Raw genomic sequence first — 18,150 nt, forward strand, 5'->3', positions numbered from 1 at the left:
GATTAATCTGCCTCATAAAATTTTGCCGCAAACAGTGCCTGAATTTCAGATAAGGCCTTTTCCTCATCTGCACCTTCAATCACTAAGCGTAAAGTTGTTCCTTTGCCCGCACCAAGCATCAGCAAGGACATAATATTTTTGGCATCAACCAATTTGTCCGACTTGCCAATCTGGATACTGGAACGAAATTTGGTGGTAACTTCAATGAGTTTACCTGATGCACGCGCATGTAAACCTAGTTTATTAATTACGTCAACAGTCGTATCAATCATGACCAGTGCTTCATTTCTCGGTGGAGGACTTGAATAGACCATTTTGCCTCAAGCGCTTTTTTTAGTCTATCCACAATATAAACAGAACGATGCTGGCCGCCAGTACAACCAATCGAGATGGTCATATAATGACGATGACCCTCAGCAAAGGTCGGCAGCCATTTGTCTAAAAAATGATAAATATCCTGGAACATGTCTTCGACCTGATCACTTTTTTCCAGGAATTCCTGTACCGGCTGATCCAGGCCTGAATATTTACGCAGTTCGAGTTCCCAATGCGGATTCGGCAAATGACGGACGTCAAAAACATAGTCAGCATCTAAAGGAATGCCATGCTTATAGCCAAAAGATTGCAGAATCACAATCAGGTTATCAGTCTGTCCTAGCTTATACAGCAAGGTATGTTTCAGATCATGTACGCTTTTATCAGTGGTATCGATATGCACTGTAGAACGTAGCTGGATCGGCATCAGCAGGACTTTTTCTTCCTGAATACACTGATGCAGGCTCTTGAAACGGGCAGCCAAAGGATGCGGACGGCGTGACGCACTAAAACGGGCAATCAGCTCCTGATCCTGCGTGGTCAGATAGATGACATCCACCGTACCATGCTGTTGCAGCTGTTCAAATACATGGTCGAATTCCTGCAAATCTGCACGGGTACTACGAACATCCACCCCAAGCGCTAACTGTTCCAGATTATTTTCACAATCCAGCTTCGCCACAATTTCAGGAAGTAAGGCCAAAGGCAGATTATCAATACAGTAATAACCCAAGTCTTCAAGTACCTGCAATGCAGAAGATTTACCTGAGCCAGATTGTCCTGTCACAATTAAAATGCGCTTCATGCCTTACGATCCTTTTACTTATCCAGCTGCATATTTGATCTGCAGATTATCAATCAGACGAGTTTTCCCTAATTTCGCCGCGATCAGAATCACGACATCCTGATTAAATTCATCAATTTTCTGCAATTCCGGTGTACGGGCTTCTACATAGTCCATTACCAGACCTGCATCTGTCAAAGTCTGACGGATACCAGCCAGTGCTTCCTCCAAAGTTTTACCTGCATGTAACTGCTGCTCAGCAGTTTTCAGACTCTGGAAAATAACCGGTGCTGTCGCACGTTCCTGCTCGCTTAGATAGCCATTACGCGAACTGAGTGCCAGACCATCTTCAGAGCGGGCAATTGGCACACCAATCACTTCCAGTGGAATATTCAGGTCTTGAACAAACTGACGAATCACAGCCAGTTGCTGATAATCTTTCTGACCAAAGAAAGCATAGTTAGGCTGAACAATATTAAATAATTTGGTCACCACGACCGCTACACCATCAAAATGACCTGGACGCTGTAAGCCACATAGATCATTGGTGATACCAGATACACTGATATTGGTCAGACGTGGCTTGTTACCATACATCTGCTCTACAGTTGGGGCAAAGACAATATCACAACCCACATCTGCCAGTAACTGCTGATCCTGCTCTAAAGTACGTGGATAATTATCAAAATCCTCATTAGGTCCGAACTGGATCGGATTAACGAAAATACTCACAACAACGACATCACACAGTTTACGCGCCTCACGCACCAGATTCAGGTGACCCTGATGCAGGTTGCCCATGGTCGGGACAAAACCAATAATTTTACGCGCAGAACGTGCAGGATTGAGCGAAGCAGATAATCCTTGGATGGTTGTTTCTGTTTTCATGTTACAACTCGACTTGGAATGTTTGTTCAGGTGCTGGGAATGAACCATCTAAAACAGCCGCATGATAGGCTTTAAATGCATCCAGAATTGCAGTCGCACCAGACTGTTCTTTCATAAAGTTACGTACAAATTTTGCAGTGTGGCCAAAGGTCAGACCGAGCATATCCTGAACGACCAGTACCTGGCCATCAGTGGCTGCCCCTGCTCCAATGCCAATCACTGGAATATGCGGGAATAGTTCAGTAATTTCCTGACCCAATTGTGCAGGCACACATTCCAGCAACAGCACTGCTGCACCGGCTTCAACCACTGCCTTACAGTCAGCAATCAGTTGATCGGCCGCTTCACGGGTACGGGCCTGTAGCTTATAGCCACCAAAGACATGCACCGACTGCGGAGTGAGACCCAAGTGAACACAGACTGGAATCCCGTTACGGGTTAGAACCTGAACGGTTTCCGCCAGCCAGGCACCACCTTCCATCTTGACCATTTGTGCACCGGCCTGCATCACCGTTTTTGAGCTTTGTAATGCATCATTCAGAGTGGCATAACTCATAAATGGCAGATCAGTCATAATCAGTGCATGCTGATTGCCACGGCGTACCGCTGCGGTATGGTAAGCCATATCTTCTACAGTCACAGGCAAGGTTGAATCACGACCTTGAATCGACATACCCAAAGAGTCGCCTATCAGAATACTGTCAACTTCAGCAATTTCCATGGCTTTGGCCATACTGGCGTCATAGCAAGTCAGGCAAGAAAATTTGCGTCCTTCCGCTTTATATCGTCTTAAATCACTGAGACTGATCATGAAGATGTTCCTCTATTATTGAAGTTCTCTCGAACATGCCAATAATTAAAAATTAAATATTTGCCCAATTCGTGCGGTCAAAAACCGTTAAGGTTGATTGCTTGACGATGTCCAGATCTTTTAATGTGTTTCCATTCAGCTGCAAGTTGGCATCAATATCCAGTAATGGCACCAATACAAAATCACGTTCCAGCACGCCAACATGCGGCACGGTTAAACGTTCATTTTGAATTTGTTCATCACCGTAAATGAGCAGATCCAGATCCAAGGTACGTTCACCCCAATGGCGTAGACGTACACGCCCAGCCTCCTGTTCGAAGGCTTGCAAACGATCCAACAGATCCAGCGGTGCCAGATCCGTAATTAACTGTACGATAGCATTAAAATAATTCGGCTGATCTTGTGGCCCCATGGGTGGGCTTTGGTACAAGTGTGAGGTTTTTACCTGCCCCAAACTTGTCAGCTTTTGCACGGCTTCAGCCAGAATCTGACGTGAATCGCCCAGGTTACTTCCTAAACCGATATAGGTCACTGTCATTGTGTGGGCCCAAAAATAACCTGGCTTAAATCACGCTGCACCCGTTTACGCTTGGTAATTGGATGGTCTGCACCAATGTCGCCGCTGGCACTGGCCGCCACATGAGAAATCGGTTTGCTACGCTCATTCTCAAATTTGGCTTTACGCGCACGACGGCTACGTGGTTCCGGCTCATTCACCAGAGGTTCAATCTCGGTTGCTACATCTTGTGCAGCCAGGCGCTGTTCCAAGTGTTCTTCCTGAGAAGCCTTACGACGGCTCTTGGCACGCTGACGATTATATTGAGCAATGGCACGCTCTTTTTCATCGCTGCCCATTTGCTGATAGGCTTCCCACCAGCTTCCCATACCCTGTGCAGTTTCATCGCCTGATTTTTCACGCAGCAACAAAAAGTCAAAGCCGGCACGGAAACGTGCATGACCTGATAATGCTTCAATTTGCTGTGGTTTTGGATTGAGCAAGCGGGTTTGCATTTCCCAGACTTCACGAATGAAAGTTTCCGCAAAGCGTGGAATCACAGTACGGGTAGCCTGACGTTTCAGTACATCCAGTCCTGCCTGTGCACGTGCTTCTGCAGGCACGACCCCTTTGGACAGATAAAAATCACAGCGCTCCAGGAACGGTTGCCACAACAATACTGCATAGAAGAATGCCGGATTTATGGTCTTGCCAATCGAAATACGCTGATCGGTATTTTTCGCTGCTAGTTCAATAAACGCGGTAATGTTTGGCTTAATATCAGCAAAAAGTTGACGCCAGATGCCAAAATCAATCAGCATTGGCATTACACGATTCAGATGTCCCATGGTGAACAGCTTTTGCGATTCATCATAGAGACGGTGCGGAGACACATCACGTAGAAGCTGGGTCATTTCCGGAGTAAAAATATCCAGAATGGCTTCATCAATACTGAAATTGAGTTTGGCTGCAAAACGTAAAGTTCGCAGCATCCGGACTGGATCTTCCTCAAATCTTAGAGCCGGATCACCCAGTAAACGCAGCGTTTTATGTTTAATATCCTCTACTGCATTGCAAAAATCCAGCACGATACCTTTGCGTGGCTGGTAATACATGGCATTGATCGAAAAATCTCGACGAGCAAAATCCTGCTCAATGGTGCCCCAGTTATTATCGCGCAGAATCATCCCTGCTGCAGAGGTCACCGCTTTTTTAGGAGGCGCACGGAAAGTTGCCACTTCAACCAGTTCACGGCCCGAATAGACATGCGCCAGCTCGAAACGTCGTCCGATAATACGACAACGCCGTCCGAACACTTCTTTAACCTGAGCTGGTGTAGCATTGGTCACTGCATCGAAATCTTTGGGATTTAAACCCAGCATCAGATCCCGGACACCACCACCTACGATATAAGCTTCATAGCCTGCCTTGGTTAAGGCATCAATCACATCGAGAATATAAGAAGGTAATTGAGCGGTTGATAAACCACATTTTGACGCGCGCAAAGTTTGCAAAAGACGCTGTCTCCTACGTCTGAACGTAAAATTCTAAGATGACGCTAATCATATCGCTTACACCGCTAAAGGGCAATTTGATTATGTCATTCTCATGGTTCAGATGGATGGCCTATTTACAATAAATTCAGCATGCTTACAAAGCCAGTTTATCCTTGTTTTTAGCAAATAAGGCTGGTCCGATTCCTTTGACCTGTTGAATATCTTCAATTGTTTTAAATTTACCGTTTTTCTGCCGGTATTCAATGATCGCTTCCGCTTTCTTCTGCCCGATACCATTTAACTGCTGTAACTGCTCAATACTGGCCTGATTCAGACTAATTTTATCAGCAGCTGAAGAGGCGGATAATGCAGGTTTAGCCAGATAATGATTATTTTCAGAAGGTGATGTAGCATTAACTTTCTTTTTCAGGCGTGTATCATGTTGCTGCTGACGTACTTTCCATTCTGCATAATCGGTTGCAGTTGCGTGTACTGTTCCAATTGAAATATAGGCCAGCCAAATGCCTAGCAGGACAGTATTAATCCATGCTGGGCCTATGCGATGTTGTACTTTGTTCATGAGCGGCTCTTTGTTTTAATTCTAATTTGGCCTGTTCCCAGAGCTGATCCAATTCAGCCAATGACAGGCTTTCCAGATTGAGTTGCTGTTGTTCTGCCCGATCTTCCATCAGGGCAAAGCGGGTCCGGAATTTATGGATCGTGCCCAATAATGCCATCTCGCTTGAGACACCAAGTTTACGACCAACATTCACCAGTGAAAATAAGCAGTCACCAAATTCTTCGAGTATTTCATCGGAATTTTGTCCAGCAACGGCTTCTTTGAGTTCAGCCAGTTCTTCTTCCAGCTTGCTATAGGCACCCGCAACATCTGGAAAATCAAAGCCAATTTTGGCGACATTTTTCTGAATCTCCTCCGCCTGTTGCAGTGCAGGCGCATGCTTAACCTCATCCAAACGAGAACGTGGCTTACCCTGTTTTTCTTTCTGCTTGATTTCTTTCCAGAGCACCGAGACATCTTCAGAGCTCAGCTGTGCAAACTGTTCAGCCTGAAATACATGCGGATGGCGTCGGATCAGTTTATCGGTAATCGCCTGCACCACATCCTGAAAATCAAAAGCGCCCTGCTCGCTATACATTTGTGACTGAAACACGACCTGTAACAGCAGATCACCCAGCTCATCCCGCACTTCATTGGTTTGGCCAGAGCGCACCGCTGCTTCAACTTCATAGGCTTCTTCAATCGCATATTTGGTCAGAGATTTGGGAGTCTGTTGCTGATCCCATGGACATTTTTCACGTAACTCACGCATGACTTGGAGTAATTGTTCCACCGTAAAACCTCTTCTTTACCAAATAGCCGCATTATTTTACCTGTTTCTTGCTATGCTCAAGAAAAAAAGACAATAAGGAGATCAAGCACATGCACAGTATATTGATTAGTGGTGCAGCACAAGGAATCGGTGCCGCAACAGCCAGGCTATTTTACCAGCAAGGTTATAAAGTCGGAATTTATGATATTAATCATGAACAGGCAGAACAATTGGCCCAGCAACTCGGTGAACATGCCAAAGCCGGCTTTCTGGATGTAACCGATTATACTTCATGGGAAAGAGCCTTATCTGAATTCGCATCCTGGGCCGGTGAAATCAATATTCTGGTAAATAATGCCGGAATTTTATATTCCGGTCCTTTTGAAGAAACCAATATTACCAATCACCATCGCACCCTTGACGTGAATATCAAAGGCGTTCTGAATGGCTGTCATGCTGCTTTGCCTTATTTAAAGCAGGCTTCCTTTGCCCGGGTCATTAACCTGTCTTCAGCCTCAGCGATTTATGGCCAAGCGGATCTGGCTTCTTATGCAACTAGCAAATTTGCGGTTCGAGGTTTGACCGAAGGCTTGGATATTGAATGGCAAAAATATGGCATTCGGGTATTTGATGTGATGCCGCTTTTTGTTAGCACTGCAATGGTGAAAGATATGCAGGCTGAAAGTATCAAAAAAATGGGTGTGCATTTGAAAGCTGAGGATGTTGCACAAGATATTTTCAAATTGGCACAGTTAAAGGACTCCATCTGGCAAGTGACGCATCATCCGGTCGGATTCAAGAGTAAGTTTTTATTCCATTTATCTCGAATGAGTCCACAGTTCGCTAACCGGCTGAGTAATTTAATGATTACCAAACAATAAGAAATATTTTGGGCTTACTCTACTTTCAAATAGCTTGATGAATCTGAATCGTTGGAAATCTTAGACCTTTACAGGAATGCTCGCTTTGCCAGGCCACAGTGAGCATGCAGCCCGCTAAAATATAATTTTGATAGGCATAAATTCCAATTTCTGGATGTTCACAACGTCCTCCATCCTGATGTGGATGAATCTGGGTATTCAGCTCATTCAGGTTTATCCGGATTCCAAGTCCTGACGCTTTTAGAACCGCCTCCTTGGTGGTCCAGACTTTAAACCAGTATTCAGGATCATAACCCAATGCCTGCCACTGTTTCAGCTCTTCAGGATGAAAAGCATGTTGGGCTAAGGCTTCAAAACGTACATTTCGATTAAGTTCTTCGATATCGATCCCCAAATTCTGAATACTTTTGCTTGTTGCTAATGCATAGAAGTTTTGGCTATGGGTATGATTAAAACCAAAGTCTGGATGGGCTGGAAAATAAGGCTTGCCGTATTCGGTTGTAGTAAAGTCCTGCTGGTCAATAACACAACCTAAATGTGCAGCTAGCAACTGATTACGATAGTTATAAATTAATTGTTTACGCTGCTGAATATAGGTTTTCCGATCTAAGTCTTGTAAATGTCTAAGTCGTGGTGCCAGCGCGATCCAATCAATATGAATAATAGACTTCAAAAATAGTCGCCCTTATAAAAAATGTTACTTTTAAGGCCTTCAGTATAAATCAACCTGATTGCCTCTCTGACAAACTATAGGTAATATCTTAAAATATATTTTAATAAAACTTAATTAAAACAATAAAATATACTGTAAATCAAAATAAATAATTGAGCTTTCAAGCTATTTTTAATCGAATAAAAAATAGTTACAATCCAGCTACAATTTTATACATAGAAAAACAGAGGGTCATATGTTTAAGCGAATCATATTCAGTACGACAATTGCTGCACTATCATTTTCAACACAAGCTGGCTCCTGGCTAGAAGCTGCTACTGCAGTTATGGGAGCTAGAAACGGCGCCATCATGGATCAGGCTGAAGCAAATATGGAGCGTAGCCGTGCACAGGCGAATGCTGCTGTTGCACGTGCAGACCGTGCCTATGCTTCTAATTATAATAATGCTTCAAATCAAAATAACGGTGTCTACTCAACAACATATTTAAAAGGTTTAGATTGTACGGATTTGGCAGTAGAAGCGCGCAGTTTTGAACGCTCCTTAGAAGCAAGTCAAAATGCACTCAACCAAGCGAATGCTCAAGCCAATAATCCTATTTCTAAATTGGCAGGTATTGCAAGTGGTGCACTATCTGCTTTTGCAGGTCAATCACAAACAGTTGCGCGCGCAACTGAAATTACCAATGCTTTTACTGGCAATAATAATCAAAATAATATTGCTGCTTCTCAAGCCGATGCTGACGTAGCTTTAGCTAATCTTGAAAATATCCGTATTTATCAAAAAGCAAAAAAATGCTCAATCTAAAATATGAATAAATAAAAAAGCCTGCTTTCGCAGGCTTTTTTATTTAAATATGGCAATTAACCACGTTTAAATTTTTTCTCGGCTTTCTTGAATTTCTGTACATAACGACGGCGACGCGCAGCAGTACGTTCGTCCAGTTGTGACTTGCGACCTTCAAACGGGTTCTCTGAGGTTTTAAATTCAATTTTTACTGGTGTACCTTCAAGTTTGTACACTTTACGGAATACGTTTTCCAGGTAACGGCGATAGTCCGCAGGTGTCTTATCTACTTTATTACCATGAACCACGATAGTCGGTGGATTCTGTCCGCCCATATGCGCATAACGCATCTTGATGCGACGACCTTGTACAGTAGGTGGTTGGTGCGCTTCAGTGGCATCATTCAGGATCTGGGTCAGCTTCGCTGGTGATACTTTCAGATGTGAAGAATCATAAGCACGGTGAATCGATGGATACATCTCACCGACCCCTGTACCATGTAGCGCAGAAATCAGGTGGATTTTCGCCCAAGGAATAAAGTCAAAACGACGTTCCACATCCAGCTTACATTGTTTACGATCATATTCAGACATGTTGTCCCATTTATTGATCGCAATCACCATGGCACGGCCAGCTTCCAGTGCATAACCGATCAGGTGCAAGTCCTGCTCTACAATGCCTTCACGGGCATCAACAACAACCACAACTACGTGCGCATCTTTCATCGCCTGTAAGGTTTTCACAATTGAGAATTTCTCAATCATTTCATCAACTTTACCTTTACGGCGTACCCCAGCGGTATCAATCAGGGTGTATTGACGACCATCACGCTCAAAAGGAATATAAATTGAGTCACGCGTTGTACCTGGCTGGTCAAACGCCACAACACGCTCTTCACCCAATAGGCGGTTTACCAGTGTTGATTTACCTACATTTGGACGACCAATAATTGCAAGACGTAGACCAGTATTCTTGTCATGTTCTTCAGGGCTTTCATCTTCAGGCACATCTTCAAGTACTTCTTCCAGCATTTGCTGTACACCACGGCCGTGGCTAGCAGCCACTTGCATCGGCTCGCCCATACCGAGTTTATAAAACTCGACTAGAGCAGCTTCAGCATGTACGCCATCAACTTTGTTAGCTACAAGGAAAACTTTCTTGCCCAAAGTACGCAGTTCACGAGCGATCTGTTCATCAGATGCCAGAAGTCCTGCACGTGCATCGACCACAAAAATGATCATGTCAGCTTCATGGATCGCAGTTTTAGACTGCTCGGCCATATAGGAGTCAATACCGCCTTCATTTTCACCGATACCACCAGTATCCACGACAATGAAAGATTTGTTTTGATAGATCGCATCGCCATATTTACGGTCGCGTGTCAGACCTGCAAAGTCTGCCACCAATGCGTCACGGCTCTTGGTTATCTGGTTAAACAGAGTTGATTTTCCGACGTTCGGACGACCAATGAGCGCAATTACGGGTTTCATAGATTAACCTTTATTCAATATCAGGCTGTCTAAAAATGGCCTGAACATCAGAAAGTTTTGGAAGAAAAAGGGAATAGGATTAAAGCCTAAAATAAATAAAAACACGGGGCATTGAACATTCAATCACCCCGCGTAAAAAATACGGTTGGCTTATTTTAGCATAAGCCAAACAAAAATTAACGATTCTGCCAGATGCTTAATGCACCCTTGCGAGTCGAAACATAGAGCTGGTTGTCAATTACGCGTAAATGACGTACTTCACCAGAAGTTTTAGCACGGCCAATAATCTGCCCTGTTGATGGATCCAGCAGGTGCAATACTCCGTCCAGATCACCTACGACAAGCTCAGTTCCGAGCATTACCGGATTGCTCAGCTGACGATTCAACAACTGATCATTTTCCCATAAAGGCTGGCCAGTGGTAATTTCATAAGCGCTAATTTTACCATCGGTTTGGGCAACGAAGACGCCATTGCCCACCACTTCCGGACGCTGGATACTGCTGGCATCTTCACTCCAGATCACCTGTTGTGAAGCCAGATCAAATACAGTCACCTGACCTTGATAGCTGGTGGTCACAATAAACTGACCTGCTACGACAGGATCACCGTCAATATCGATCAAACGCTGAATGTCCGAACGACCATCCGAGATCGCAACACGACGCTGCAATTTAGGCACGCCACTTAAGGCATCGATTGCATAAATATAAGCATTTGAAGTCGCAATCAATACATTACGCGCGTCTAAAGGCACCGGAGCCGCCATGCCACGCAGGCTAAACTGGACATTCGGTAAATCATAGGTCCAGACCTGAGCGCCTGAAGCCACTTCGTGGGCATATACAGTACCGTCATTAGTGACAGTAATTACGCGACCTGCATGAATCAGTGAAGGCGTCAAGATGGCACCAGTCAATTGTGCAGTCCAGCGTTGTTCGCCAGTCTGCTGATCCAGTGCGATCAATTGGCCTTTGTTACTGCCAACCACCACGATCCCATCAGCGGCTTCAACGCCAGAGCTTAAAGTATCTTTGCTGACTTTTTTCTGCCACAGGCGCTGCTTGCCATTAAAAGCAGTGATTTCACCCTTAGGATCGATCGCAAATACGACTCCGTTATCCGCATCCAGACGTAGACGTAGCGGATCAGCCTTCTCTGTTGAAGAAACACTGGTCGAAAATACAGGAACAAGTGTTTTAGTCTGACTGATTTTTGGAAGTGGATTCGGTTTTACTTCTGGTACTTTATTGGTCTTACCCGCACAGCCAGCGAGTGCAAGAGTTAAAACAGTTAAAGCACAGGTGATTTTATATGTTCTGTTCATTCAGCTTCTTCCACTTGTGTTTCTATAATTGGGCGTTCGATTTCCGGGTCATCGACCAACACGCCTACGCTTTCGAGCTTAATTTGTAAAATTTGACGTTCTTCTTTACGTTCAATCAAAGCATCCCATGCACTTTGATATACTTTTTTGGCATTTTCAATATCATTTTTGGCAATATAGATATCGCCACGTGCTTCATCGGCGGTTGCTTTAAATGCAGGTTCAGTCACTGCATCCAAAGTTTTCAGGGCTGCATCATATTTTTTCTGTGCTAATTGTGCATAAGCCAGACGCAATTTAACGACCTGAACCAGGCCTTTATCATCAACTTTAGAGTTTTCAACTTTTTGTAATGCTTTCTCAGCGGCAGCATAATCCTGCTTGTCATAAGCCAGTTTCGCCATGACCAACTGGGTTTGAATCGCTTGAGCTGAATCTGGCGCTTCTTTGACAATCTTGTCTGCAGTTTCAGATAGCTTGGCAAAAGCATCACCATCTGCAGCCTGTGCTTCATCCATCAGTTGCTGAACCTTGGCAGTCTGCATTTGCGATTCCGCCAGGTTTTTCTTCTGCCAATATTCCCATCCGAAAAAGGCAATCAGCGCAACCAGAATCCCGATAATGATCGAAGAACCATACTTCTTCGTGAAGGATTTTAAACTTTCAAGTTGTTCATCATCAGTCATTGCGCTCATGCGATTACCTTTTTCCTAATGTTTTATCGATTATTTTGAAGAAATTTTAGTACTGAAAAATGCGATAAAGTCAGCAAATGGCACAGTAGATTGCTCTGCAGTCGCCAGCTCTTTCACCGTAAAGCTTTGTGCTTCCAGCTCACGCTCACCGATAATGGCTGCATATAAAGCACCGGCCTGATCGGCTTTTTTCATTTGCGACTTCATTGAACCTTGTGAGCCGACTTTCAGACGAATATTACTGCCTGCAGCTTCCAATTGATCACGAATCTGTTCAGCCAATACCAGTGCTTTACCCTGAGAAGCAGGATCGGCAACCAGGAATACTTCGCAATCACGTACTGGCGTATTATCTTCAACCTGTTCCAGTAGAAGCAATAAACGCTCCATCCCCATCGCGAAACCAACTGCAGGCACAGATTGATCTGCCTTGCCTTTCAATTGACCGACTAAGCCGTCATAACGACCACCGGCACACACAGTACCTTGCGAACCTAAGTGAGTAGTGGTCCATTCAAATACGGTTTTGTTGTAGTAGTCCAGACCACGTACCAGTTTCTGATTGATGACAAAGCTGATACCGGCATCTGACAAATACTGTTGTAACTGGTTAAAGTGCGCCAGTGTTTCTTCACCCATAAAGTCGTGAAGTTTTGGCGCATTTTCTAGGATACTTTGAGTTTTGACATCTTTGGAATCCAGAATACGCAGCGGATTAGTCGTCAGACGACGTTGAGAATCTTCATCCAGATCCGCTTTATGCGCTTGTAGGAAGTCTACCAGCGCCGCACGATACGCTGCACGTTCATCAGACTCGCCCAAAGTATTTAGCTCCAACTGCACCTTGTCAGCCACACCCATACGTTTCCATAGACGTGCTGTCATCAGGATCAATTCTGCATCCTGATCAGGCGTTGCCACACCAAATGTTTCCACACCAAACTGGTGAAACTGGCGGTAACGGCCTTTTTGCGGTTTTTCATAACGGAACATCGGTCCGATATACCAGACTTTCGGGGTCGCACCACGAAGCAGGTTATGTTCCAGCATCGCACGTACACAGCCCGCTGTTCCTTCAGGACGTAAAGTCAGAGACTCAGGCGGATTACCTTTGTCCAGGAAGGTGTACATTTCTTTTTCAACGATATCTGTGGCATCACCGATTGAACGTTTAAACAAATTAGTCTGTTCAACTATCGGCAAACGGATCTGTTGATAGCCATAGGCATCCATCAGACCTGACAGATGCTGTTCAAGACGTCTCCAAGCTGGGGTTTGCGTTGGGAGAATGTCATTAAAACCTTTGATTGCGACGATTGAACTCATGATCTACTCAGAAAAACTTGTGCGAATAATTTCTTTTGATTTGGCTTCTTCAAGCTCGGAAACACGTTGACGAACCATTGATTCGATTTCATCAACCAGTTGATTGGTATCGATTAAATGGCTCTTTTCACCATTACGATACACCAGTGAGCGCGGACTTGCACCTACTACACCGATATCGGCTTCTTTGGCTTCGCCCGGACCATTCACTTTACAGCCAATTACAGACACATCCATCGGAACACGGACATCTTCCAAACGTTCTTCAAGGGTCTGCATTACTTTAATCACGTTAAATTCCTGACGTGAACAGCTTGGGCAGGCAATGAAGTTAATTCCGTTAGAACGAAGGCCCAGCGATTTCAGGATATCAAAACCAATCTTGATTTCTTCTTCAGGCTCAGCTGCCAGAGAAATACGCATGGTATCGCCAATACCTTCCATCAGCAGACCACCCAAAGCAATCGCTGATTTCACTGAACCAGTACGATACACACCCGCTTCAGTCACACCCAAGTGCAGTGGATTATCAATCTGTTTAGACAGCAGACGATAGGCATCCATCGTCAAAAACACGTTTGATGCTTTGACCGATACTTTAAATTCATGGAAATTCAGACGATCCAGAATGTCGATATGACGCATCGCAGATTCCAGCAATGCTTCACCTGTTGGCTCGCCATATTTCTTTTGAATATCTTTTTCCAGTGAACCGGCATTCACGCCAATACGCATGGAAATGTCGTTATGACGTGCAGCCGCCACGACTTCACGAATCTTGGCTTCTGAACCGATATTACCCGGGTTAATACGCAAACAGTCTGCACCCAGATCAGCAACAGCCAGCGCAATCTTATAGTCGAAGTGAATATCTGCAACCAGTGGTACGTCGACTTGCTTACGGATTTCACCAAATGCAGCCGCTGCTTCCATACTCGGCACAGAGACACGCATAATGTCTGCACCTGCATCTACACAACGCTGAATTTGTGCAACAGTTGCTGCGACATCGCAGGTTTCAGTATTGGTCATTGACTGAACAGTGATCGGTGCATCACCACCGACATAGACAGAACCGACACGGATTTTACGTGTTGGACGGCGCTGAATTGGATTTACGATCATGATTTCGCCCTATCTGCTCACCATTAACGTGATAAACGGAAATCTGCTTTTCCGTTAACCGTATAAGGTGACAATGCAATACTTTCATTATTTAAACTGAGTGATACTGCTGTCGCATCATCCAGTCGGATCTGGAATGGCGCTTCACCGCTCAGCTCTATAGTAGACGCTTGACGGCCAGTGGCCAGCACGTTACCGCCTGCATCTACAATATGCACAGAGGTCGGACGGCTAAAATCAAGCTTGAGCTGATCACCGGACATGGCAGCACCGGCATCCAGATTTAAAATTTCGACCTCGGAAGAGGCGTCGGCAACTTCGGCACTATTCTCGCTGCTCTCTGACCAGTTCTGGATCATGGCGACCAGTGCACCCAAAATCAGTACTATAACCAGTGCAATCAGGCCACGCTTTAACCATTTGCGGTTACGATCACGCTTTGAACCTGGCAATTTACCCATGATCTTGATTGGAGAATCTTTCAGGGCGTGCGTTGCAACCATACCAGTATCATTGGCATAAATTTCATCAAAACGCTGAATCAGGCTAGAAGCATCGACACCGAGATATTTGGCATAGGTGCGGTAATAACCCTTAATAAAAGTCGCTTCAGGCAAGGATTTATAATCATCCTTTTCCAAGGCATTCAGGGTTTTTACCGGAATATTGAGTTCTTTGGCAACGTCTTCAAGCTCACGTTGCTGATTAATACGAATCTTGCGTAAGTACTCGCCTGGACGCTGAACATTTCCTAACGCGTTTGGAGCTACGCTCGAATTATTCGAATCTGAATTAGGATTTACTTCCATACGGCCTCAGTACTGTACTGTAATTGCAAATAACGTTGGTATTCCGGGCTTTCAGGGAACAATGCACGTAATTGATTCACCAATACCTGCATGCCTAACTGATCGCCACTGGCACGCGCAGTGCGAATGCCAATCCAGAGCGCACGGGCACTCTGGTTTTTCTGCCCCACGCCACGCACAAACTGTTCATACATTTGAGTCGCGGCCGGGAACTGCTGGTTCAGATAAAAAATTTCTGCCAACTCTAACATTGATATATACGAAGCGCGATTAGCCTGTAGTGCCTGTTTGAATGATTTTTCAGCATTCACCAGATCATCCTGTTTCAGGTAAATCCGTCCCATATTTTCAAGGGCACGAAATCGCTGGTCATAACCTAAAGTTGCGCCGGCAATTTCGAACTGCTCGATCGCATCTTTATAGCGCTCAAGCTGATATAAATAGGTGCCATAGTTATTTCGTGCCTGGGCATTTTTTGGATCTGCCGAAATTGCACGCTTGAAATAACCTTCGGCCTTTTCCAGATTAGGTTTGCTGCCTTCCTGCTGAAGCAGCACACCCATCATCATATTGGCTTGCGAATCACGCGGATTAGTTTCCAGTGCCTGATCTAGCGCACGTTTGGCTGAATCCAGATCACCGTTTTTAAGATATTCAACCGCCAACTGAGTACGAACCTTGGTGGCTTTTTCCGGATCCTTCTGACCTAGATCTGGCGTTTGACACGCAGTTAAAACCAAAGACCCACATACTACTGAAACCAAAGCAAGTTTAGATGTCAGATTACTCAATTGGCGACCTCTTGTTATCCTTGTGAGCGCATAATCTCATTGGACTGCGCAATTTTCTTTTTCCACTGTTCCGCACGACGGGTACGGTCAGCAACTTGTCCTACCAGTTGTCCACACGCAGCGTCGATATCATCACCACGTGTCTGACGAATCGTACACACAAAACCGGCATCAGACAAAGTTTTTTGGAAAGAAATAATCCGGTTACGGCTTGAACGGCCATATGGCGCATGCGGGAACGGGTTAAATGGAATCAGGTTAATCTTGCTTGGCAGATCTTTAAGCAGCTTGATCATCTGCTGGGCATGTTCAGGTTTGTCATTTACGCCATCCAGCATTACATATTCGATAGTCACGTGCTTACGCGCACTTTCATTACCATCTTTAGTGATGTAGCGCTGACAAGCGGCAATAAGCTGCTCTAGCGGATATTTTTTGTTGATTGGCACCAGTTCATTACGCAGCTCGTCATTGGTTGCGTGTAATGAAATCGCCAAAGCCACATCAATATCTTGCGCCAACTGGTCAATTTTCGGCACGACACCAGATGTTGAAAGCGTTACGCGGCGTTTAGACATGCCATAAGCAAAATCATCCAGCATAATGCGCATAGAGTTTAATACAGCATCATAGTTCAGCAATGGCTCGCCCATGCCCATCATCACCACATTGGTCACTGAACGCTCACGCTCAGCCACAGGCACTTCTTCCATATAGGAGTAGTTGGCCATCCATAACTGACCAATGATTTCAGCTTGAGTCAGGTCACGCTGGAAACCTTGCTTACCGGTTGAACAGAATGAACAGTCCAGGGCACAGCCCACTTGTGAAGAAATACACAGGGTCTTACGTGAGCCGGTTTTGTCTTCTGCCGGAATCAGGACAGTTTCAACCAGAGAGCCATCACCATCACCGACACGGAACACCCATTTACGGGTACCGTCTTTGGAATAGTTTTTATGCACCACTTCTGGCGCTTTAATTTCACAAATCTTTTCCAGTTTTTCACGCAGTTTGCCCGAGATATTGGTCATCTCGGCAAAATCAGTCACGAAATACTGATGAATCCATTTCATCACCTGACCGGCACGGAACTTCTTCTCGCCCATATCTTCGAAGAATTTTTCCATTTGCGGACGTGACATGCCTAGTAAGTTCACTTTTTCCACAGAATTTTGCTGTGCAGGAGTGGACGGAGATTGTTGCTGTGCATCAGAAACTGCTGATGTAGCGACCACTTCAGTACTCATGTGTATACCTAAACCATGTCTAAAGATGAAAGGAGAAGCTCAATATCTGAGCAAAGAATTATTCAGAGAATAAAAAAACCAGATAAGTATAATAACACTTATCTGGTTTGAATACTGCGTATTAACGAGTACGTGGAGCAATCTCAGTTTGCGCGAAGAAGTAGTTAATTTCGCGGTCAGCAGATGCTACAGAGTCAGAACCGTGAGCAGCGTTTTCGTCGATGCTTACAGCGAAGTCTGCACGGATTGTACCAGGAGCAGCTTCTTTAGGGTTAGTCGCGCCAAGGATGTCACGGTGAGCAAGAACAGCGTTTTCGCCTTCAAGAACTGAAACAACAACTGGACCAGAAGTCATGAATGCAACTAGGTCACCGAAGAAACCACGTTCTTTGTGCTCAGCGTAGAAGCCTTCAGCTTCAGCTTGAGTCAGGTGTTTCATTTTAGTCGCAACGATTTTAAGACCTGCTTTTTCGAAACGAGCAAAGATGTCACCGATGTGGTTTTTAGCAACTGCGTCTGGTTTTACGATAGATAATGTACGTTCAATAGCCATGATTGGCTCCTTAAGTCAATTGTTGACATGAAAATTTGCCGCATTATACCGAATAATGGACTTTTTTCTGCCTTTAAACTGTAAAAAAATTGCTTTTTTCAATTGGCAATTAACGTGCTTCGTCAATCCATGCCATTTGAATGGCTTCCAGAAGCCCTTCGGTTGATTTGGTTGGATCGTCTTCAAAATCAGGAAGCGCACATACCCAGGCATGCAGGTCGGTAAAGCGAACCCATTGCGGATCCACGTCTGGATGCGCTTCATACAATTCAATCGCGATATCGAGGGTATCTGTCCAACGTAAACCCATGTCTATTCCTAAGCCTA

General features: G+C 44.8%; 21 protein-coding genes. 2 read left to right on the top strand and 19 right to left on the bottom strand.

The genetic code is table 11. From position 1 onward, the window contains the following. Positions 1–2 precede the first annotated feature (2 nt). The 8 genes from G5T77_RS12790 to mazG form a co-directional block, all read right to left on the bottom strand. Positions 3–272 carry an HPr family phosphocarrier protein gene (locus G5T77_RS12790; RefSeq protein ID WP_034169914.1) on the bottom strand — a complete coding sequence of 90 codons (270 nt, stop codon included), beginning with the start codon at positions 270–272 and terminating at the stop codon, positions 3–5. Beyond that, positions 269–1,120: an RNase adapter RapZ gene (gene rapZ / locus G5T77_RS12795; RefSeq protein WP_004782131.1), complete on the bottom strand. Its 852-nt coding sequence runs from the start codon at positions 1,118–1,120 to the stop codon at positions 269–271. Before rapZ ends, G5T77_RS12790 begins: the two co-directional genes overlap by 4 nt. Before the next feature lie 18 nt (positions 1,121–1,138). Continuing rightward, positions 1,139–1,987 carry a pantoate--beta-alanine ligase gene (gene panC, locus G5T77_RS12800; RefSeq protein ID WP_004782130.1) on the bottom strand — a complete coding sequence of 283 codons (849 nt, stop codon included), beginning with the start codon at positions 1,985–1,987 and terminating at the stop codon, positions 1,139–1,141. Between the two features lies 1 nt (position 1,988). Further along, positions 1,989–2,798, bottom strand: coding sequence for a 3-methyl-2-oxobutanoate hydroxymethyltransferase (gene panB, locus G5T77_RS12805; RefSeq protein WP_004782128.1), 810 nt, complete (start codon positions 2,796–2,798; stop codon positions 1,989–1,991). Positions 2,799–2,850: 52 nt separating this feature from the next. Continuing rightward, positions 2,851–3,336, bottom strand: a complete 486-nt coding sequence (gene folK, locus G5T77_RS12810; RefSeq protein WP_166139035.1) for a 2-amino-4-hydroxy-6-hydroxymethyldihydropteridine diphosphokinase — start codon at positions 3,334–3,336, stop codon at positions 2,851–2,853. After that, entirely contained in the window at positions 3,333–4,808 is a 1,476-nt protein-coding gene (gene pcnB / locus G5T77_RS12815) for a polynucleotide adenylyltransferase PcnB (RefSeq protein ID WP_166139039.1), read from the bottom strand. The genes folK and pcnB overlap by 4 nt, the downstream gene beginning before the upstream one ends. A gap of 136 nt (positions 4,809–4,944) precedes the next feature. Then, a complete protein-coding gene (locus tag G5T77_RS12820; RefSeq protein ID WP_166139042.1) occupies positions 4,945–5,370 on the bottom strand; it encodes a ComEA family DNA-binding protein in 426 nt (141 codons plus the stop codon). Further along, the gene (gene mazG, locus G5T77_RS12825) at positions 5,330–6,142 is read right to left on the bottom strand and encodes a nucleoside triphosphate pyrophosphohydrolase (protein WP_166139045.1); all 813 of its coding nucleotides are present in this window, start codon (positions 6,140–6,142) and stop codon (positions 5,330–5,332) included. Before mazG ends, G5T77_RS12820 begins: the two co-directional genes overlap by 41 nt. 89 nt (positions 6,143–6,231) lie before the next feature. On the opposite strand from mazG, the gene G5T77_RS12830 reads away from it, so the two are divergent. Then, entirely contained in the window at positions 6,232–7,002 is a 771-nt protein-coding gene (locus tag G5T77_RS12830; RefSeq protein ID WP_166139048.1) for an SDR family oxidoreductase, read from the top strand. 25 nt (positions 7,003–7,027) lie between these two features. On the opposite strand, the gene G5T77_RS12835 is transcribed toward G5T77_RS12830, so the two are convergent. After that, positions 7,028–7,666 carry a 4'-phosphopantetheinyl transferase superfamily protein gene (locus tag G5T77_RS12835; protein ID WP_346773774.1) on the bottom strand — a complete coding sequence of 213 codons (639 nt, stop codon included), beginning with the start codon at positions 7,664–7,666 and terminating at the stop codon, positions 7,028–7,030. A gap of 244 nt (positions 7,667–7,910) precedes the next feature. Here G5T77_RS12835 and G5T77_RS12840 point away from each other — a divergent pair, with 244 nt between their 5' ends. Beyond that, positions 7,911–8,480, top strand: coding sequence for a hypothetical protein (locus tag G5T77_RS12840; protein WP_166139051.1), 570 nt, complete (start codon positions 7,911–7,913; stop codon positions 8,478–8,480). 56 nt (positions 8,481–8,536) lie between these two features. Here G5T77_RS12840 and der read toward each other — a convergent pair whose 3' ends face one another. From der to iscX, 10 genes are all read right to left on the bottom strand, one after another. Next, positions 8,537–9,949 carry a ribosome biogenesis GTPase Der gene (gene der / locus G5T77_RS12845; RefSeq protein ID WP_166139054.1) on the bottom strand — a complete coding sequence of 471 codons (1,413 nt, stop codon included), beginning with the start codon at positions 9,947–9,949 and terminating at the stop codon, positions 8,537–8,539. 176 nt (positions 9,950–10,125) lie between these two features. Continuing rightward, positions 10,126–11,274, bottom strand: a complete 1,149-nt coding sequence (gene bamB, locus G5T77_RS12850; RefSeq protein ID WP_166139057.1) for an outer membrane protein assembly factor BamB — start codon at positions 11,272–11,274, stop codon at positions 10,126–10,128. Continuing rightward, entirely contained in the window at positions 11,271–11,969 is a 699-nt protein-coding gene (locus tag G5T77_RS12855; protein ID WP_166139060.1) for a tetratricopeptide repeat protein, read from the bottom strand. Before G5T77_RS12855 ends, bamB begins: the two co-directional genes overlap by 4 nt. Positions 11,970–11,999: 30 nt before the next feature. Continuing rightward, positions 12,000–13,295, bottom strand: a complete 1,296-nt coding sequence (gene hisS / locus G5T77_RS12860; protein WP_166139063.1) for a histidine--tRNA ligase — start codon at positions 13,293–13,295, stop codon at positions 12,000–12,002. A gap of 3 nt (positions 13,296–13,298) precedes the next feature. Continuing rightward, positions 13,299–14,420, bottom strand: coding sequence for a flavodoxin-dependent (E)-4-hydroxy-3-methylbut-2-enyl-diphosphate synthase (gene ispG, locus G5T77_RS12865; RefSeq protein ID WP_004782104.1), 1,122 nt, complete (start codon positions 14,418–14,420; stop codon positions 13,299–13,301). A 23-nt stretch (positions 14,421–14,443) separates the two neighbouring features. Beyond that, positions 14,444–15,229: a helix-turn-helix domain-containing protein gene (locus G5T77_RS12870; protein WP_166139066.1), complete on the bottom strand. Its 786-nt coding sequence runs from the start codon at positions 15,227–15,229 to the stop codon at positions 14,444–14,446. Then, the gene (gene pilW / locus G5T77_RS12875; protein WP_166139070.1) at positions 15,220–16,020 is read right to left on the bottom strand and encodes a type IV pilus biogenesis/stability protein PilW; all 801 of its coding nucleotides are present in this window, start codon (positions 16,018–16,020) and stop codon (positions 15,220–15,222) included. The genes G5T77_RS12870 and pilW overlap by 10 nt, the downstream gene beginning before the upstream one ends. A 14-nt stretch (positions 16,021–16,034) precedes the next feature. After that, complete coding sequence (rlmN, locus tag G5T77_RS12880) at positions 16,035–17,270, bottom strand: 23S rRNA (adenine(2503)-C(2))-methyltransferase RlmN (RefSeq protein ID WP_005232136.1); 1,236 nt, start codon at positions 17,268–17,270, stop codon at positions 16,035–16,037. Positions 17,271–17,391: 121 nt separating this feature from the next. After that, positions 17,392–17,823, bottom strand: a complete 432-nt coding sequence (gene ndk / locus G5T77_RS12885; protein ID WP_004782097.1) for a nucleoside-diphosphate kinase — start codon at positions 17,821–17,823, stop codon at positions 17,392–17,394. Between the two features lie 109 nt (positions 17,824–17,932). Next, a complete protein-coding gene (gene iscX / locus G5T77_RS12890) occupies positions 17,933–18,133 on the bottom strand; it encodes a Fe-S cluster assembly protein IscX (protein ID WP_005232138.1) in 201 nt (66 codons plus the stop codon). Positions 18,134–18,150: the final 17 nt, after the last annotated feature.

The sequence above is a fragment of the Acinetobacter sp. GFQ9D191M genome (assembly GCF_011174875.1).
Taxonomy (GTDB): Bacteria; Pseudomonadota; Gammaproteobacteria; order Pseudomonadales; family Moraxellaceae; genus Acinetobacter.